This window comes from Gordonia malaquae (assembly GCF_037148075.1).
In the GTDB taxonomy this organism is placed as follows: domain Bacteria; phylum Actinomycetota; class Actinomycetes; order Mycobacteriales; family Mycobacteriaceae; genus Gordonia; species Gordonia malaquae.
Genome location: NZ_JBBCUB010000004.1, coordinates 99,091 through 112,345, shown reverse-complemented (window position 1 = coordinate 112,345; position 13,255 = coordinate 99,091). Strand labels below are relative to the sequence as shown.

The 13,255-nt window shown below is 66.5% G+C and carries 14 protein-coding genes; 5 read left to right on the top strand and 9 right to left on the bottom strand.

The window, feature by feature from the left end; translation table 11 throughout:
- Positions 1 to 74 precede the first annotated feature (74 nt).
- From WFK36_RS14995 to WFK36_RS14980, 4 genes are all read right to left on the bottom strand, one after another.
- A complete protein-coding gene (locus tag WFK36_RS14995) occupies positions 75 to 1,862 on the bottom strand; it encodes an acetyl/propionyl/methylcrotonyl-CoA carboxylase subunit alpha (RefSeq protein ID WP_008379815.1) in 1,788 nt (595 codons plus the stop codon).
- A gap of 188 nt (positions 1,863 to 2,050) precedes the next feature.
- Complete coding sequence (locus WFK36_RS14990; RefSeq protein ID WP_336792646.1) at positions 2,051 to 3,439, bottom strand: condensation domain-containing protein; 1,389 nt, start codon at positions 3,437 to 3,439, stop codon at positions 2,051 to 2,053.
- A gap of 47 nt (positions 3,440 to 3,486) precedes the next feature.
- On the bottom strand, positions 3,487 to 3,912 hold the full coding sequence (locus tag WFK36_RS14985) for a SufE family protein (protein WP_336792645.1): 426 nt from the start codon (positions 3,910 to 3,912) through the stop codon (positions 3,487 to 3,489).
- A gap of 15 nt (positions 3,913 to 3,927) precedes the next feature.
- Positions 3,928 to 4,821, bottom strand: coding sequence for a sulfurtransferase (locus WFK36_RS14980; protein WP_336792643.1), 894 nt, complete (start codon positions 4,819 to 4,821; stop codon positions 3,928 to 3,930).
- 119 nt (positions 4,822 to 4,940) lie between these two features.
- Between WFK36_RS14980 and WFK36_RS14975 the strand changes: the two genes are divergently transcribed.
- A complete protein-coding gene (locus WFK36_RS14975; protein ID WP_336792641.1) occupies positions 4,941 to 5,852 on the top strand; it encodes a neutral zinc metallopeptidase in 912 nt (303 codons plus the stop codon).
- Positions 5,853 to 5,920: 68 nt separating this feature from the next.
- Here WFK36_RS14975 and WFK36_RS14970 read toward each other — a convergent pair whose 3' ends face one another.
- The 3 genes from WFK36_RS14970 to WFK36_RS14960 are packed head-to-tail and all read right to left on the bottom strand — an operon-like array spanning position 5,921 to position 8,414.
- Positions 5,921 to 6,565, bottom strand: a complete 645-nt coding sequence (locus WFK36_RS14970) for a Maf family protein (RefSeq protein WP_336792640.1) — start codon at positions 6,563 to 6,565, stop codon at positions 5,921 to 5,923.
- A complete protein-coding gene (locus WFK36_RS14965) occupies positions 6,565 to 6,792 on the bottom strand; it encodes an acyl-CoA carboxylase subunit epsilon (protein ID WP_336792639.1) in 228 nt (75 codons plus the stop codon). The genes WFK36_RS14970 and WFK36_RS14965 overlap by 1 nt, the downstream gene beginning before the upstream one ends.
- Complete coding sequence (locus tag WFK36_RS14960; RefSeq protein ID WP_008379803.1) at positions 6,789 to 8,414, bottom strand: acyl-CoA carboxylase subunit beta; 1,626 nt, start codon at positions 8,412 to 8,414, stop codon at positions 6,789 to 6,791. The genes WFK36_RS14965 and WFK36_RS14960 overlap by 4 nt, the downstream gene beginning before the upstream one ends.
- A 95-nt stretch (positions 8,415 to 8,509) precedes the next feature.
- Here WFK36_RS14960 and WFK36_RS14955 point away from each other — a divergent pair, with 95 nt between their 5' ends.
- Complete coding sequence (locus WFK36_RS14955; RefSeq protein ID WP_336792637.1) at positions 8,510 to 9,334, top strand: biotin--[acetyl-CoA-carboxylase] ligase; 825 nt, start codon at positions 8,510 to 8,512, stop codon at positions 9,332 to 9,334.
- A 1-nt stretch (position 9,335) separates the two neighbouring features.
- On the opposite strand, the gene WFK36_RS14950 is transcribed toward WFK36_RS14955, so the two are convergent.
- Positions 9,336 to 9,974: a DUF6069 family protein gene (locus WFK36_RS14950; RefSeq protein ID WP_336792636.1), complete on the bottom strand. Its 639-nt coding sequence runs from the start codon at positions 9,972 to 9,974 to the stop codon at positions 9,336 to 9,338.
- Positions 9,975 to 10,080: 106 nt separating this feature from the next.
- Between WFK36_RS14950 and WFK36_RS14945 the strand changes: the two genes are divergently transcribed.
- Genes WFK36_RS14945 through WFK36_RS14935 form a run of 3 tightly spaced genes read left to right on the top strand, consistent with a single transcriptional unit; the run spans position 10,081 to position 12,644 of the window.
- Positions 10,081 to 10,623, top strand: coding sequence for a PH domain-containing protein (locus WFK36_RS14945; protein WP_336792635.1), 543 nt, complete (start codon positions 10,081 to 10,083; stop codon positions 10,621 to 10,623).
- Positions 10,620 to 11,309 (top strand): response regulator transcription factor, encoded by a 690-nt coding sequence (locus tag WFK36_RS14940; RefSeq protein WP_008379799.1) that lies wholly within the window; start codon positions 10,620 to 10,622, stop codon positions 11,307 to 11,309. The genes WFK36_RS14945 and WFK36_RS14940 overlap by 4 nt, the downstream gene beginning before the upstream one ends.
- A 9-nt stretch (positions 11,310 to 11,318) precedes the next feature.
- Positions 11,319 to 12,644, top strand: a complete 1,326-nt coding sequence (locus WFK36_RS14935; RefSeq protein ID WP_336792633.1) for a sensor histidine kinase — start codon at positions 11,319 to 11,321, stop codon at positions 12,642 to 12,644.
- Here WFK36_RS14935 and WFK36_RS14930 read toward each other — a convergent pair.
- Complete coding sequence (locus WFK36_RS14930) at positions 12,616 to 13,215, bottom strand: GtrA family protein (RefSeq protein ID WP_052005417.1); 600 nt, start codon at positions 13,213 to 13,215, stop codon at positions 12,616 to 12,618. The genes WFK36_RS14935 and WFK36_RS14930 overlap by 29 nt on opposite strands.
- Between the last annotated feature and the right edge of the window lie 40 nt (positions 13,216 to 13,255).

Sequence of the window (13,255 nt, the reverse complement as noted above, 5' to 3'; positions counted from 1 at the left end):
GTGCCTCTCGACTTGGTCCCTCGACTGCGCTCGTGAACCCGACCAGTTCGTCGAGCGCAGTCGAGACGCTGCTACTACTTGATCTCGAGGAGGGCGGTGCCCTGGGTGACGGCGGCGCCGGCTTCGACCGACAGCCCGGTGACGGTTCCGCTCTTGTGCGCGGTGACCGGGTTCTCCATCTTCATGGCCTCCAACACGACGACCAGGTCGCCCTCGGCGACGGTGTCGCCTTCGTTGACGGCCACCTTGACGACGGTTCCCTGCATCGGTGCGGTCACGGCGTCGCCGGACGCTGCCTTGCCACCGCCCTTGGTGCGGGTGCGGGCCTTCGGCTTACGACGCACTGCGCCGTTCGCCGAACCGCCACCGCCGCCGAGATTCAGGTCGCCCGGGAGCGACACCTCGACACGACGACCGCCGACCTCGACGACGACCTTCTGGCGTGGGGCCGCGTCGTCCTCGTCGATCGGCTGGCCGCCGGTGTACGGCTCGATGGTGTTGTCCCAGTCGGTCTCGATCCACTTGGTGTAGACGTCGAACGACTCGCCGTCACCGATGAACGCGGGGTTCGACACGATGTGGCGGTGGAACGGGATGACGGTGGCGAGGCCGTCGACCTCGAACTCGGCGAGTGCACGACGCGAACGCTCCAGCGCCTGCTCGCGGTTCTCGCCGGTGACGATGAGCTTGGCGAGCATCGAGTCGAACTGTCCGCCGATGACATCGCCCTCGCGGACACCGGAGTCGACGCGGACGCCGGGGCCGGTGGGCTCGCGGTAGACGGCGACGGGGCCGGGGGCGGGGAGGAAGCCGCGACCGGCGTCCTCACCGTTGATGCGGAACTCGAAGGAGTGACCGCGGGGGGTCGGGTCCTCGGTGATCGTCAGTTCCTTGCCTTCGGCGATGCGGAACTGCTGACGGACGAGGTCGATGCCCGCGGTCTCCTCGGTGACCGGGTGCTCCACCTGCAGGCGCGTGTTGACTTCGAGGAACGAGACGGTGTCGCCTTGAACCAGGTACTCGACGGTGCCCGCGCCGTAGTAGCCGGCCTCGCGGCAGATGGCCTTGGCCGAGCTGTGGATGCGGCCGCGCTGGTCGTCGGTCAGGAACGGCGCGGGGGCCTCCTCGACGAGCTTCTGGAAGCGGCGCTGGAGCGAGCAGTCGCGGGTGCCCGCGACGACTACGTTGCCGTGCTGGTCGGCGATGACCTGGGCCTCGACGTGGCGCGCCTTGTCGAGGTACTGCTCGACGAAGCACTCGCCGCGACCGAAGGCCGCGACGGCCTCGCGGGTGGCCGACTCGAACAGCTCGGGGATCTCTTCGATGGTCTGGGCGACCTTCATGCCGCGGCCGCCGCCGCCGAATGCCGCCTTGATCGCAACCGGGACGCCGTACTGCTCTGCGAAGGCGACCACCTCGGCCGCGTCGGCGACCGGATCCTTCGTACCCGCGGCCATCGGGGCCTTGGCGCGTTCGGCGATGTGACGCGCGGTCACCTTGTCTCCGAGATCACGAATGGACTGGGGCGACGGGCCGATCCAGGTGATGCCCGCATCGATGACGGCCTGTGCGAAATCGGCGTTCTCCGAGAGGAAGCCGTAGCCGGGGTGGATGGCGTCTGCGCCCGACTGCGCCGCGGCGTCGAGGATCTTGTCGAACACCAGGTACGACTCGGCGGACGTCTGGCCGCCGAGTGCGAACGCCTCATCGGCGAGCTGAACGAACAGCGCGTTCGCGTCGGGCTCCGCGTACACCGCGACGCTGGCGATGCCTGCGTCCTTGGCTGCGCGGATCACGCGGACCGCGATCTCGCCGCGGTTGGCGATCAGAACCTTCTTGATGGTCGTCTGTGCGATAGACACTGGCTCTCCTGTGGGCGGGCCCGCCTGCGGGCCGTCGTCGTAAGCGTGCGCGTCGCGCGCGGGATTGCTCCACGTGTGGCGCTCTGCACGGTGTCCGCGGGGTGTCGGACACCATGATTTCCGTCAGTGAGCGTAACCCACCGAGCAATCGCTCGGTCGACCGACACCTAGAAAACTTAGGACTGGTTCTACCCGCCGTCGGCCGTACTCGCGAGTAGATCGGCGAAGTCGTCAAGAAACGGCACCACCCGGCCGGGCTGTTCAGCCGGATACCGCGAGTGCATCCGAAGGCCCGACGGCGTCCGGTTGACCCACACGTACATCTCGTCACCTGCGTACGAGTGGCTGCGCAACACCTGTGCACCTCCCGCATCGGCGGCGTCGGCGGTCGGCGTGCCCCGCGAATCCATGAACGAGACGACGAACTTGGGGACGGGGGTCTCGCCGAGCAACTCGGCCACCCGGAGGAACGGGAGCGTCGCGCCGTGTCTGCCGGACCGCAGTGCGTCGGACGCGAGTCGGGTCGCCTCGGCCATGTCGGTCCCATCGTCGACCGGGAACGCTATCGGTGCGAGGCCGACGAACCATCCGAGGGAGTGCTGCCAGCGGGCGTCGTTTCGGGTGTGACGCGGCATCACACACGAGAACTCCGACTCGGGCGCTGCGCGATGGTAGGCGAGGGCAAGCGCTGCCAGGACGCCGGCGACGAGATTGCCGCCGGTCGCCGCACAGGCGGCCTCGAAACGCCGGGTCGACGTCTCGTCCAGCAGCCGCTCGGTACGCGATGCCTGTGCGGGATGCTCCACCATGAACGGGTCGGGCGAATCGCCCACTGTGGGACGCAACGGAGCGAAGAACGGAACGCCGTGGTGGTCGACGAATGTTCGCCAGGTGCGCACGGCGGGATGCGCGGAATCGGCGTTGTCGGCGGCTCGCCGCTCGGCGTCTCCGAAGTCGATGTAGCTCCCGGTCTCCGGGAGCACTGCGGCGCGGCGGTCGCGTTCAGCGCGGTACAACTCGGTCAGTTCGTACTGCGCGGTGACCAGGGAGTACCCGTCCACCAGCGAATGGTCGGCGGCGAACAGCAGGGTGAACGAATCGCCGCGAGCGACGGTTGCGAACCGGTATGCGGGCCAGTGGAGGGGAGCCGTCGCGCGGTCGAAGGATCCTGCCACCTGTTCGAGAAGCATGGTCGACTCGGTGTACCAGCCGATCCGCGTCATCTTCAGTCGAACGGTCTCGGGCGGTGTCGAGTACCGCTCGGTGCCGTCACGTTTGAGGACCACGTGCGTGCGCAGCACCTCGTGGCGAGAGATCCACGCGATCAGCGCGGCACGGATCGCCGGAACAGACATCGGTTCGTCGAAGTTGATGGACAGGCCGAGCCACGACTCGCGGCCGCCCTCCCGTTGCGTTCGTGCTCGATGCTCGAACGCGTCGCGCAGATGCTGCTCGTGGTTGTGCGAGGTCTGCCGGTCGTCGCGGTGCCAGTTGCCGAGGCCGCCCTCGACGGTGGGTATCCACTCGACGAGCCCGCCTGGCTCGACGGGCGCGTCGAGGATCTGGAGGAAATCCATACGTCTGTGCGGCCCTTCGTATCGCTCCGCTCGTTGAGGTCGGCGCCTCAGGCGCCGGTCTGCTCGGCCACCTGACGCTTGATGCGCGCCAGCATGCCTGCCATTCCTCGGAGTCGAAGCGGACTGATCACCGATGCCAGGCCGAGATCGTGAAAGAAGTCCGACGGGACGTCGGTGATCTCCTGCGCCGACGCGCCGTCCAATCCCTGATGCAGGATCGACGCGAACCCGCGAGTCGTCGGAGCCTCCGGCGGCGCGCTGAAGTAGAGCTTGACCGATGACGAGTCGGCCGCGTCGACCGACAGGAAGATCGGCGATTGGCACTCGGGAACCGGTTCCATCGCCTCGGTCTGCATCGAGGCGGGGATGTCGGGCAACTCGCTGGAGAACTCCAACAGCAGCGTCACCTTGTCAGGGTCGGCGAGCGCTGAGAAGTCGTCGACGATCTCGGCGAGCGGAGCTGGCAGCGTCATCTCGGGGGCTTCCTGTCAGCGAGCGGGTGCCGCGCCGGGCTCTTCGCCCTGCACGATCGGAACGCGGACACGGTTGCCCCACTCGGTCCACGAGCCGTCGTAGTTGCGGACGTTGTCGAAGCCGAGCAGGTGAGTGAGGACGAACCAGGTGTGGCTCGAACGCTCGCCGATGCGGCAGTACGCAATGGTCGGCGTCGTCGCGTCGAAGCCCGCGTAGATCTCCTCGAGCTCGGGGCGGGTGCGGAAGCGGCCGTCGGGTGCTGCGGCCTTGGCCCACGGGATCGAGACCGCGGTCGGGATGTGGCCGCCGCGGAGGGCGCCTTCCTCCGGGTAGTCGGGCATGTGCGTGCGCTCACCCGTGTACTCCTGCGGCGATCGGACATCGATCAGCGGGGAGGTGCCGAGTTCGGCGAGCACATCGTCGGCGAACGCGCGGATCGACGCGTCGTCACGCTCCACGACGGGATAGTCGGTGGCGGGGTAGACGGGCACGTCGAACGACGTCTCGCGCTGCTCGTCCATCCACGCGTCGCGCCCGCCGTCGAGCAGCCTGACGTCTTCGTGGCCGAAGAGAGTGAACACCCAAAGGGCGTAAGCGGCCCACCAGTTGTTCTTGTCGCCGTAGATCACGACGGTGTCGTCTCGGCTGATGCCCTTGTCGCTCATCAGTTTCGCGAACGCTTCGCCGTCGATGTAGTCGCGCGTCACCGGATCGTTGAGGTGCAGGTGCCAGTCGACCTTCTGCGCGGTCGGGATGTGGCCGATGTCGTACAGCAGGACGTCTTCGTCCGACTCGACGATCTTCAGCCCGGGAGCTCCGAGATGCGCCGACAGCCATTCGGTGCTGACGAGGCGTTCGGGGTGTGCGAACGAGGCGAAAGCCGGATTGGATTCGTATTCCACAGGCATGCGAGGGTCTCCCGAGTTCTGGTGCGCAGCAGTCGGAGCCGACTGTCGGTTCCCAGCATACGGTCGCACGAATGACGGTGTGGTGACGGTAGGCAACTCCTCGGTGTTAGCGTCTGCGCATGCAGGTGCAAACCACGTCTCGCCGACGATCCTCCCGACTCGCCGCGGCGGTCGCCGTCATCGTGGTCGGTGTCCTCGCTCTCGCCGGCTGCGGAGGGGGTACGGACGGCACGGCGAAACGCTCCGCACCGCAACCCCCCAAGCGCTGCACCGCCGTCGAATGCCCCGAGCTTCCCGTCTATTCGCAGAAGCGACTCGACCCGAGTGGAGTGACCGCGGCCAACTCGAACGAGACCGTCCCCGCATACATGACCGAGGTGCTCGACGACCTCGACGCCACTTGGCAGCAGTGGTTCGCGGAACTCAACATCGAGGGCATCTCGCCGGGACGTGAGCTCATCGCCCCCGGGTCGTCGTTCACCAGCGAATGCGCCGAGCCCGGGGAACCCGCTCTGACCAGTGACTTCCCGAACGCATTCTTCTGCCCGGTGGACGAACTGCCTGACGGTGTCGGAGTGAAGCGTAAGGGGTCGATCATCCTGCCCGTCGAGACGTTCGCCGGGATATGGCAGGGCAAACTGCTCGGGTCAAAGGGCGTCATGCTCGGCGACTTCACCGCGGCCACGATCATCGCCCACGAGTACGGCCACAACGTGATGTGGCGCCTGATGGACGCGTACAAGATGAGCGAGTCGCAGCTCCCGACCGGAAACGACCCGGAACTGCTGGCCGACTGCTTCGCAGGCAACTGGGCGGCGACGGTCTTCGCCCGCAAGGACCTCTCACTCAAGGAGATCGCTCAGGCCGCGGCATTGGTGATCAGTGTCGGCGATCCCGCCCCGAACCAGGGACACGGCACATCGTTCGAGCGCATTCGAGCCCTGACCCGCGGATTCATGGAGAACTTCTCCTCCCAGGGGCAGCCGCTGACGTGCCTCAAGAACTACTGGCCCGGAGTCCTTGGCATCTGACCCACGAAGAAACTTCGGCACTGCACGCCGCGCTATCCGCGGTGTGCAGTGTCGAAGTTGTTCGCAGTTCAGCGCCAGAGGTCGGCGACGTTCACGCCGACGCGGGTGAGCAGTCGGCGAGTGAGCGGAAGGCTGATGCCGATCACGCTCGACGGGTCGCCGTCGATGCCGTCGAGGAGCCATCCGCCGAGACCGTCCAGAGTGAACGCGCCCGCGACCTTGAGCGGTTCGCCGGTCGCGACATAGCGCTCGATCAACTCATCGGAGACGTCCGAGAATCTGACTGCCGTCGACTGATGGTCGGCGACGACGGACTCGACTGCCCCGTTGCGCAGTCGGGTGATGCAGTGGCCGGTCATCAGATGCCCGACGTTGCCGCGCATCCGACGCCATTGCGCAACGGCGACCTCGGGGGAGTGCGGCTTGCCCGACAGCTCACCGTCGAGCAGCAGCATCGAATCGCAGGTCAGTACAACACCGTCGGCGGCAGCCGAGGCGAACGCGGGATCGGAGCCGGCGAGGATCGACGAGACGACCGCATCTGCTTTGGCCCGCGCGAGCGTGGTCACGACCGTTTCGGGGGACGCGTCGCCGAGTTCGTCGATGATCGCATCCTCATCGACGTCCGACACGAGGACGGACGGGTCCAGACCGGCGTCGCGCAGCACACGAAGTCGTGCAGGCGACGCCGATCCGAGAACGGTCGAGATCATCAACCGCGGTTGGTGAACGACGTCGGCATGCCCCACGCAGGACGGTGCATGTCCGTCGGACGGCCCCAGTCGTTGCGGACTTCCTGCCCGCTGTCCGAGTCGCCGCCACCGGCGGCCGACAGGACGCTGACCAGGACGGCCACGTCTTCGTCTGACGGGTTGCCGGAGACGACGGTCAGGAACGGCTTGGCCTCAGTGGCGTCGGCGGGCTGCTGATCGGCGGTCACAGCGGAATGTTCCCGTGCTTGCGCGGAGGCAGCTGGACGAGCTTGCGCTCGAGGAGTCGCAGTGCGTTCGCGATCTGGCCGCGCGTGTGGCTCGGCGGGATCACGGCGTCGACGTAACCGCGCTCGGCGGCGACGTACGGGTTGACGAGGGTGTCCTCGTACTCCTGCTGCAGTTCCAGGCGCAGTGCGTCGACGTCTTCGCCGTTCGCCTCTGCCTCCTTCAGCTTGCCGCGGTACACGAAGCCCACGGCACCCGATGCGCCCATGACGGCGATCTGCGCGGTCGGCCATGCGAGATTGACGTCGGCGCCCATGTGCTTGGAGCCCATGACGTCGTATGCGCCGCCGTACGCCTTGCGGGTGATGACGGTGATCTTGCCGACCGTCGCCTCGCCGTACGCGTACAGGAGCTTGGCGCCGCGGCGGATGATGCCGTTGTACTCCTGATCGGTGCCGGGCAGGAAGCCCGGGACGTCAACCAGGGTGATGATCGGGACGTTGAACGCGTCGCAGGTGCGGACGAAGCGTGCAGCCTTCTCCGACGCATCGATGTCGAGGCAGCCCGCGAACTGGGTGGGCTGGTTGGCGACGATGCCGACACTGCGGCCGTCGACGCGACCGAAGCCGACGATCACGTTCATCGCGCGCTCGGCCTGGACTTCGAGGAACTCGTCGTCGTCGAGGATCCGGCGGATCACCTCGTGCATGTCGTACGGCTGGTTCGGCGAATCCGGGATCAGCGTGTCGAGTTCGAGGTCTTCCTCGGTGAGGTTGTCCTCGATGCCGCCGGTGGTGGCGGGCACGGGCAGACGCGGTGCGTCGGCGCGGTTGTTGCTGGGGAGGTACGACAGGAGTTCCTTGACGTACTCGAGGGCGTCTTCCTCGTCCTGAGCGACGTAGTGCGCGACACCGGACTTCGCCATGTGGGTGTGGGCGCCGCCCAGGTCCTCCATGGTGACGTCTTCGCCGGTGACGGTCTTGATCACGTCGGGTCCGGTCACGAACATCTGGCTGGTCTGGTCGACCATCACGACGAAGTCGGTGAGCGCGGGAGAGTAGACGTGGCCGCCGGCGGCGGGACCCATGATCAGCGAGATCTGCGGGATCACACCGGACGCCTTGACGTTGCGGTGGAAGATCTCGCCGTACAGGCCGAGCGAGACGACACCCTCCTGGATACGTGCGCCCGCGCCCTCGTTGATGCCGACCAACGGACGGCCGGTCTTGAGAGCGAGGTCCATGACCTTGACGATCTTCTCGCCGTACACCTCGCCGAGGCTGCCGCCGAAGACGGTGACGTCCTGGCTGAACACACAGATCTCACGGCCGTCGACGGTTCCGTATCCGACGACGACGCCGTCGCCGACGGGACGCTTCTCAGCCAGACCGAAGTTGGTGCTGCGGTGACGTGCCAGCGCGTCGAGTTCAACGAACGAACCCTCGTCGAGCAGGTGAGTGATGCGTTCCCGGGCAGTCAACTTGCCCTTGGCGTGAATCTTCTCGGCGGCGGCCTCGCCGACGGGGAACTCGGCGTCGGCCAGACGATTCCGCAGGTCGGCGAGCTTGCCTGCCGTGGTGTGGATGTCGGGAGCTGCGCTGTCGTCGCGCGAAGCAGTGGTCATGAACATCGATGCTAACGAGAAAGGTGTGAGCCGCGTCAACCGCATCGAATGTGAGAATATCCTCACATTCGGATTTCTGGGTGCGGATAGGGTTGGTGATCGTGACCGACCTGCCTGATGTCAACACCCTCCGCGAGCAGCTCGCGGGCACCCGCTGGACTTCGATCGAGGTGGTCCCCGAGACGGGATCCACCAACGCGGACCTCATCGCCCGAGCGGCGGATGTGGGCGCAGATTTGGACGGGACGGTCCGGATCGCGGGCTTCCAGTCGCAGGGGCGAGGGCGGCACGCGCGGGTGTGGAAGACACCCCACGGCCAGTTGGCGGTCTCGGCGGCCATCGCGGTCACCTCGGGGGACACCGACCGGATCGGCTGGCTCTCGTTGCTCACCGGACTCGCGGTGCGGGACGCGCTGAATGAGGTGACCGGTGTCGACGTCGAGCTGAAGTGGCCGAACGATGTCCTCGCGCCGTCCGTCGACGGCGAGGCAGGCGGAAAACTGTCGGGCATCCTCTGCGAGTTCCGGCCGAACGCCGATGGCGGGGGTGTTGCAGTCATCGGAACCGGCATCAACATCGACGTCGACCGCGAGGTGGCGACCGGGGCGAACGCGGCGTCGGTCCGTGGCATCTCGACGCGTTCCACGCGCGAGATCGAATCGACCGAGGTCGCCGCAGCGTACCTGCGTGCACTGTCGGCGCGGGTGTCCGCGTGGCCGTCGCACATAGACCACCTCATCGGCGACTACCGCGCCGCGAGCGCCACCCTCGGAAAGCGCGTGCGTCTGATCCTTCCGGGAGATGTCGAAGTGATCGGCGACGCTGTCGACATCGACACGGAGGGACGTGTGATCGTCCAGGCCGAGTCCGAGCGGATCGTCGCGTCAGCCGGCGACGTCACGCATTTGCGGCCTGTCTGACTCAACGCTGGTTCTTGCGTCGAGACGCGTTCGCCATCGTCGGAATGAGGGCGAGCACGGGGAGCCCGATGATGAGGTGCATGACCGCAGTGCCGATGCCGGTCGAGATCTCTGCCGACATCGTCAGCGGGATGACGACGGCGCAGGCGATCAGGAGTCCGACGATCCACCTGTAGAACTGGTCGGGCGCCGGTGTGCCGACCTGCAGCAGATACCAGAGGGCTCCGCCCAGGAGCGCGACGACAAAACCGACGAGGGCAAACCACAGCTCGTCCTGCGACAACGGGTTCCACACGCCGAACTGGCCGGAGTCGTTCACCTTCTGAGTGATCGTGCGGATGATCCAACCCGCCAGCCAAGCGGCGAGGCCCGTGACGACGCCGGTCATGAGGACGCCGCCGCAGAACATGACGGGATCAACGTCGGGACCTCGCCGCTGCGCCGGACGTCGTCGTTGCTGCGGCTGCTCGGCGTACTGCGGCTGCGCGTACTGGGGTTCCGCGTACTGGGGTTCTGAGTAGTACTGCTCGGAGTACTTCGGCTGCGCGTAGTCCCCGTAATCGTTCGCCTGGCTGTAGGCGCGAGTCTGCGGATTCTGATCACCGCGGTTACGCGGGTCGCGTGGGTCGTAGTTCGTCATGGTGCAAGCCTTCGCCGGTCGCGTACAGAGATCCTGGGTCACTCCCAGTCGCCCAAGTGTACTGACGGACCCGGAAGATCGGCTCGACCCACTAAGCTCGGACGGCATGGGATACCCACGCGAGAACCTCGCACCCGGTGAACACGTCGTGATCCACCGACATCCGCACTGGAAATGCCTGATCGTGCCGGTGCTGATCTTCTGGGTGGTCACTGCGATCGCGGGTGTCGCGCTCGGCTACACGCGGACCGCGGACTCCATGTCCGACGGTGTGAAGCTGTGGCTCACTGTGATCATCATCGTCGTCTGGCTCGCCGCCACCGGATACTGGCTGGTCCGGCCGCTTCTGTCGTGGCGGACGACGCATTTCGTCGTGACCGATCGCCGCGTGATCTACCGCAACGGAATCATCACGCGTTCAGGCATCGACATCCCGATCCGCCGGATCAACACCGTCGAATTCCGGCACGGACTGATCGATCGGATGCTCAAGACCGGCACCCTGGTGATCGAGTCGGCGTCCGACGACCCGCTGTCGTTCGCAGACATCCCCGACGTCGAAGCCGTCCATGCGCTTCTTTACCAGGAACTCCTCGACGAGGAGGACGGCGAGATGGACGACTACGACCCCAGGGGTCGTCGCCGGTGACGGGCACACGATCGATCCTCCTGGCCGAGGACGACGCGGCGATCGCGGAACCGTTGGCCCGTGCGTTGACCCGCGAAGGGCACGAGTGCGTCATCGCCTCGACCGGTACCGAGGCCCTCGAGAAGGCGTTGTCGGAGGAATACGCCCTCCTCATCCTCGATCTCGGGCTGCCCGGTGTCGACGGTCTCGAAGTGTGTCGCCGAGTCCGCGTCGAACGACCACAACTCGCAGTCCTGATGCTGACGGCCCGCACCGACGAGGTCGACTTCGTCGTCGGTCTCGACGCAGGCGCCGACGACTATGTCGGGAAACCGTTCCGGCTCGCCGAACTGCTCGCCCGCGTCCGGGCACTCATGCGCCGCAGTGCGGCCGAATCCGACGATGTGGTGATCGATTACGGCGACATCCAATTGGACGCGAGAGCTCGGCGCGTGGTGGTCCGCGGGGAGGACTTGACCCTCGCCAACCGGGAGTTCGACCTCCTGCAGTTCTTGATGGCGAAGCCGGGGCAGGCGTTGTCACGAGACGAGATCATGACCGAGGTGTGGGGATCGGTCGATCTGAGGTCGTCGAAGACCCTCGACATGCACATCTCGTGGATCCGCCGGAAGATCGGCGACGACCAACCCGGCCGTGGCAAGCACATCGTCACCGTCCGCGGTGTCGGCTTCCGATTCGACCCGTAGACCCTCGCCATGCGCCGTCGGATACTCAAGATGATGATCGCCACCCTGGCGGCGATGGGCATTCTGCTCGGCGTGCCGATGACGGCACTCACCTGGCAATGGATGTCGCAGGAGGCGCGCGACAACCTCTCGCAGAGTCTCAAGCGCATGTCCGAGCACGTCATCGCGGAGGAGGCTGCGGGCCGGGGTGTGCCGCCCGAGGAACTCGACCTCAACCAGTTCCGGCTCCTCATTCCGGCCGAGGGGCGGCTGACCCTCACCACGTCGCGCATCGACGCCTCCGGAGCGACCGTCTACAGCGGACGGCAACTCGGTGACGAGCAGGCGGGGACCACGATCGCGGAGTCGGTCAGCCTCGGTCCGCGCGCACAACTCACTCTCGAGATCCCGGACGAGGACGTGCGGCCGCAGCAGTTCCTCGCGATCGGGATCCTGTTGGTCGTCATCACCGGGGCCGTGACAGGTGGCGCGATAGTCGCGGTGCTCACCGCGCGACGAATGACCGACCCGCTCACCGACGTCGCCGCCCGAGCAGAGGCGATGGCCCGGGGCGACTTCTCGTCCGAATGGCCTCGTTACGGCATCGACGAGCTCGATCGGGTCGCCGAGGCGCTCGCCGACGCGAACAGAGAGATCGCGCTGCGGCTCGAGCGAGAAGGCGAGATCGTCGGTGACGTCTCTCATCAGCTGCGCAGCAGACTGACGGCGGTCCACCTGCGGCTGGACGAACTGACGTTGCACACCGACGAGGCCGTCGTCGCCGAGGCGGAGGCGGGACTGGAGCAGGTGGAACGCCTCTCCCGCGAACTGGACGAACTCGTCGCGGCATCGCGGGAGGACTCTGTCGGCAAGGGGGCGATCGATGCCGAAGTGGTGGTCGCGACGCTGATCGGCGACTTCCGGCCGGCGTTCCACGCTCGCAATCGGGCGTTGGAGTGGGAGGCGGTTGACGCGATACCGCTGATCGCGGGGAAGCCGGGCCGCCTGCGCGAGGCGCTGAGCGTTCTCATCGACAACTCTCTCCAGCACGGGGCCGGCACCACGACGGTCAGGCTGTCGAACCTTCCGGCGGCCGAGATGGTGCGAGTCACGGTCGCCGACGAAGGGGAGGGCATCCCGGACGACATCGCGATCTCGGTGTTCCGGCGTGGCTTCTCCGGCGGCAGCCGCAGCGGCGTGGGGTTGTCGTTGTCCAGGGCGCTCATCGAAGCCGACGGCGGACGCCTCGACCTCACGCTCCGACGACCGGCGGTGTTCTCAATCGTCGTCCCGACCTTGGCAAGGACGTCGCCGAACGATCCGGCTCTCAGGCGTGACCGAGTTCCTCATCGGTGAGCTCGTCGGCGTTCGGGTGGATGTCGGTGGACCCGCCGTCGCCGCCCATCGGTTCCTCCTCGGGGAAGGCGAACCGGCGCAGGGCCCAGAAGCGGAAACCCATGCCGATCAAGTTGCCGATGATGAAGGCGAGCACGAAGTCGAGGACGACCAGTTCCAGACCGTTGATGTTCTCGCGCATCCCGAACACGTTGTTCGCGAGCCAGAGCGGTGCCGCGGTCAGGAGGACCGCGATGCCGCTGATGCCGAAGAACAGCATCGCCTCGTGGTGTTTCTCGCGGCCACCGCGATTCTTGAACGCCCACTCGCGGTTCAGGACATAGCTGAGGATGGTGGCGACGACACCCGAGATGATCTTCGCCACCACAGGCTTCGGTTCGAGGACCGTGAAGATCAGTGCGTAATAGATGATCGTGTCGACGACGAACGTGGTGCCGCCGACGATCGCGAACTTGATGAGCTCGTTGTGCTTCATCACGAGCCGGTGAAGGGGCCCCGGCAGTTTGGAGACCACTCCGTCGATTGTCAGCACAACGTTTGAGTGTACGGAATCTTCGAGCGCGCTCCACATTCCTGCGGTCGATGCGGCGTTTCGAGGCGGACATGGGACC

Excerpts from the sequence above, each read along its gene's own strand:
- WFK36_RS14990 (WP_336792646.1), bottom strand. The coding sequence starts at position 3,439 with ATGGATTTCCTCCAGATCCTCGACGCGCCCGTCGAGCCAGGCGGGCTC.
- WFK36_RS14985 (WP_336792645.1), bottom strand. The coding sequence starts at position 3,912 with ATGACGCTGCCAGCTCCGCTCGCCGAGATCGTCGACGACTTCTCAGCG.
- WFK36_RS14980 (WP_336792643.1), bottom strand. The coding sequence starts at position 4,821 with ATGCCTGTGGAATACGAATCCAATCCGGCTTTCGCCTCGTTCGCACAC.
- WFK36_RS14975 (WP_336792641.1), top strand. The coding sequence starts at position 4,941 with ATGCAGGTGCAAACCACGTCTCGCCGACGATCCTCCCGACTCGCCGCG.
- WFK36_RS14970 (WP_336792640.1), bottom strand. The coding sequence starts at position 6,565 with ATGATCTCGACCGTTCTCGGATCGGCGTCGCCTGCACGACTTCGTGTG.
- WFK36_RS14960 (WP_008379803.1), bottom strand. The coding sequence starts at position 8,414 with ATGACCACTGCTTCGCGCGACGACAGCGCAGCTCCCGACATCCACACC.
- WFK36_RS14950 (WP_336792636.1), bottom strand. The coding sequence starts at position 9,974 with ATGACGAACTACGACCCACGCGACCCGCGTAACCGCGGTGATCAGAAT.
- WFK36_RS14945 (WP_336792635.1), top strand. The coding sequence starts at position 10,081 with ATGGGATACCCACGCGAGAACCTCGCACCCGGTGAACACGTCGTGATC.
- WFK36_RS14935 (WP_336792633.1), top strand. The coding sequence starts at position 11,319 with ATGCGCCGTCGGATACTCAAGATGATGATCGCCACCCTGGCGGCGATG.
- WFK36_RS14930 (WP_052005417.1), bottom strand. The coding sequence starts at position 13,215 with ATGTGGAGCGCGCTCGAAGATTCCGTACACTCAAACGTTGTGCTGACA.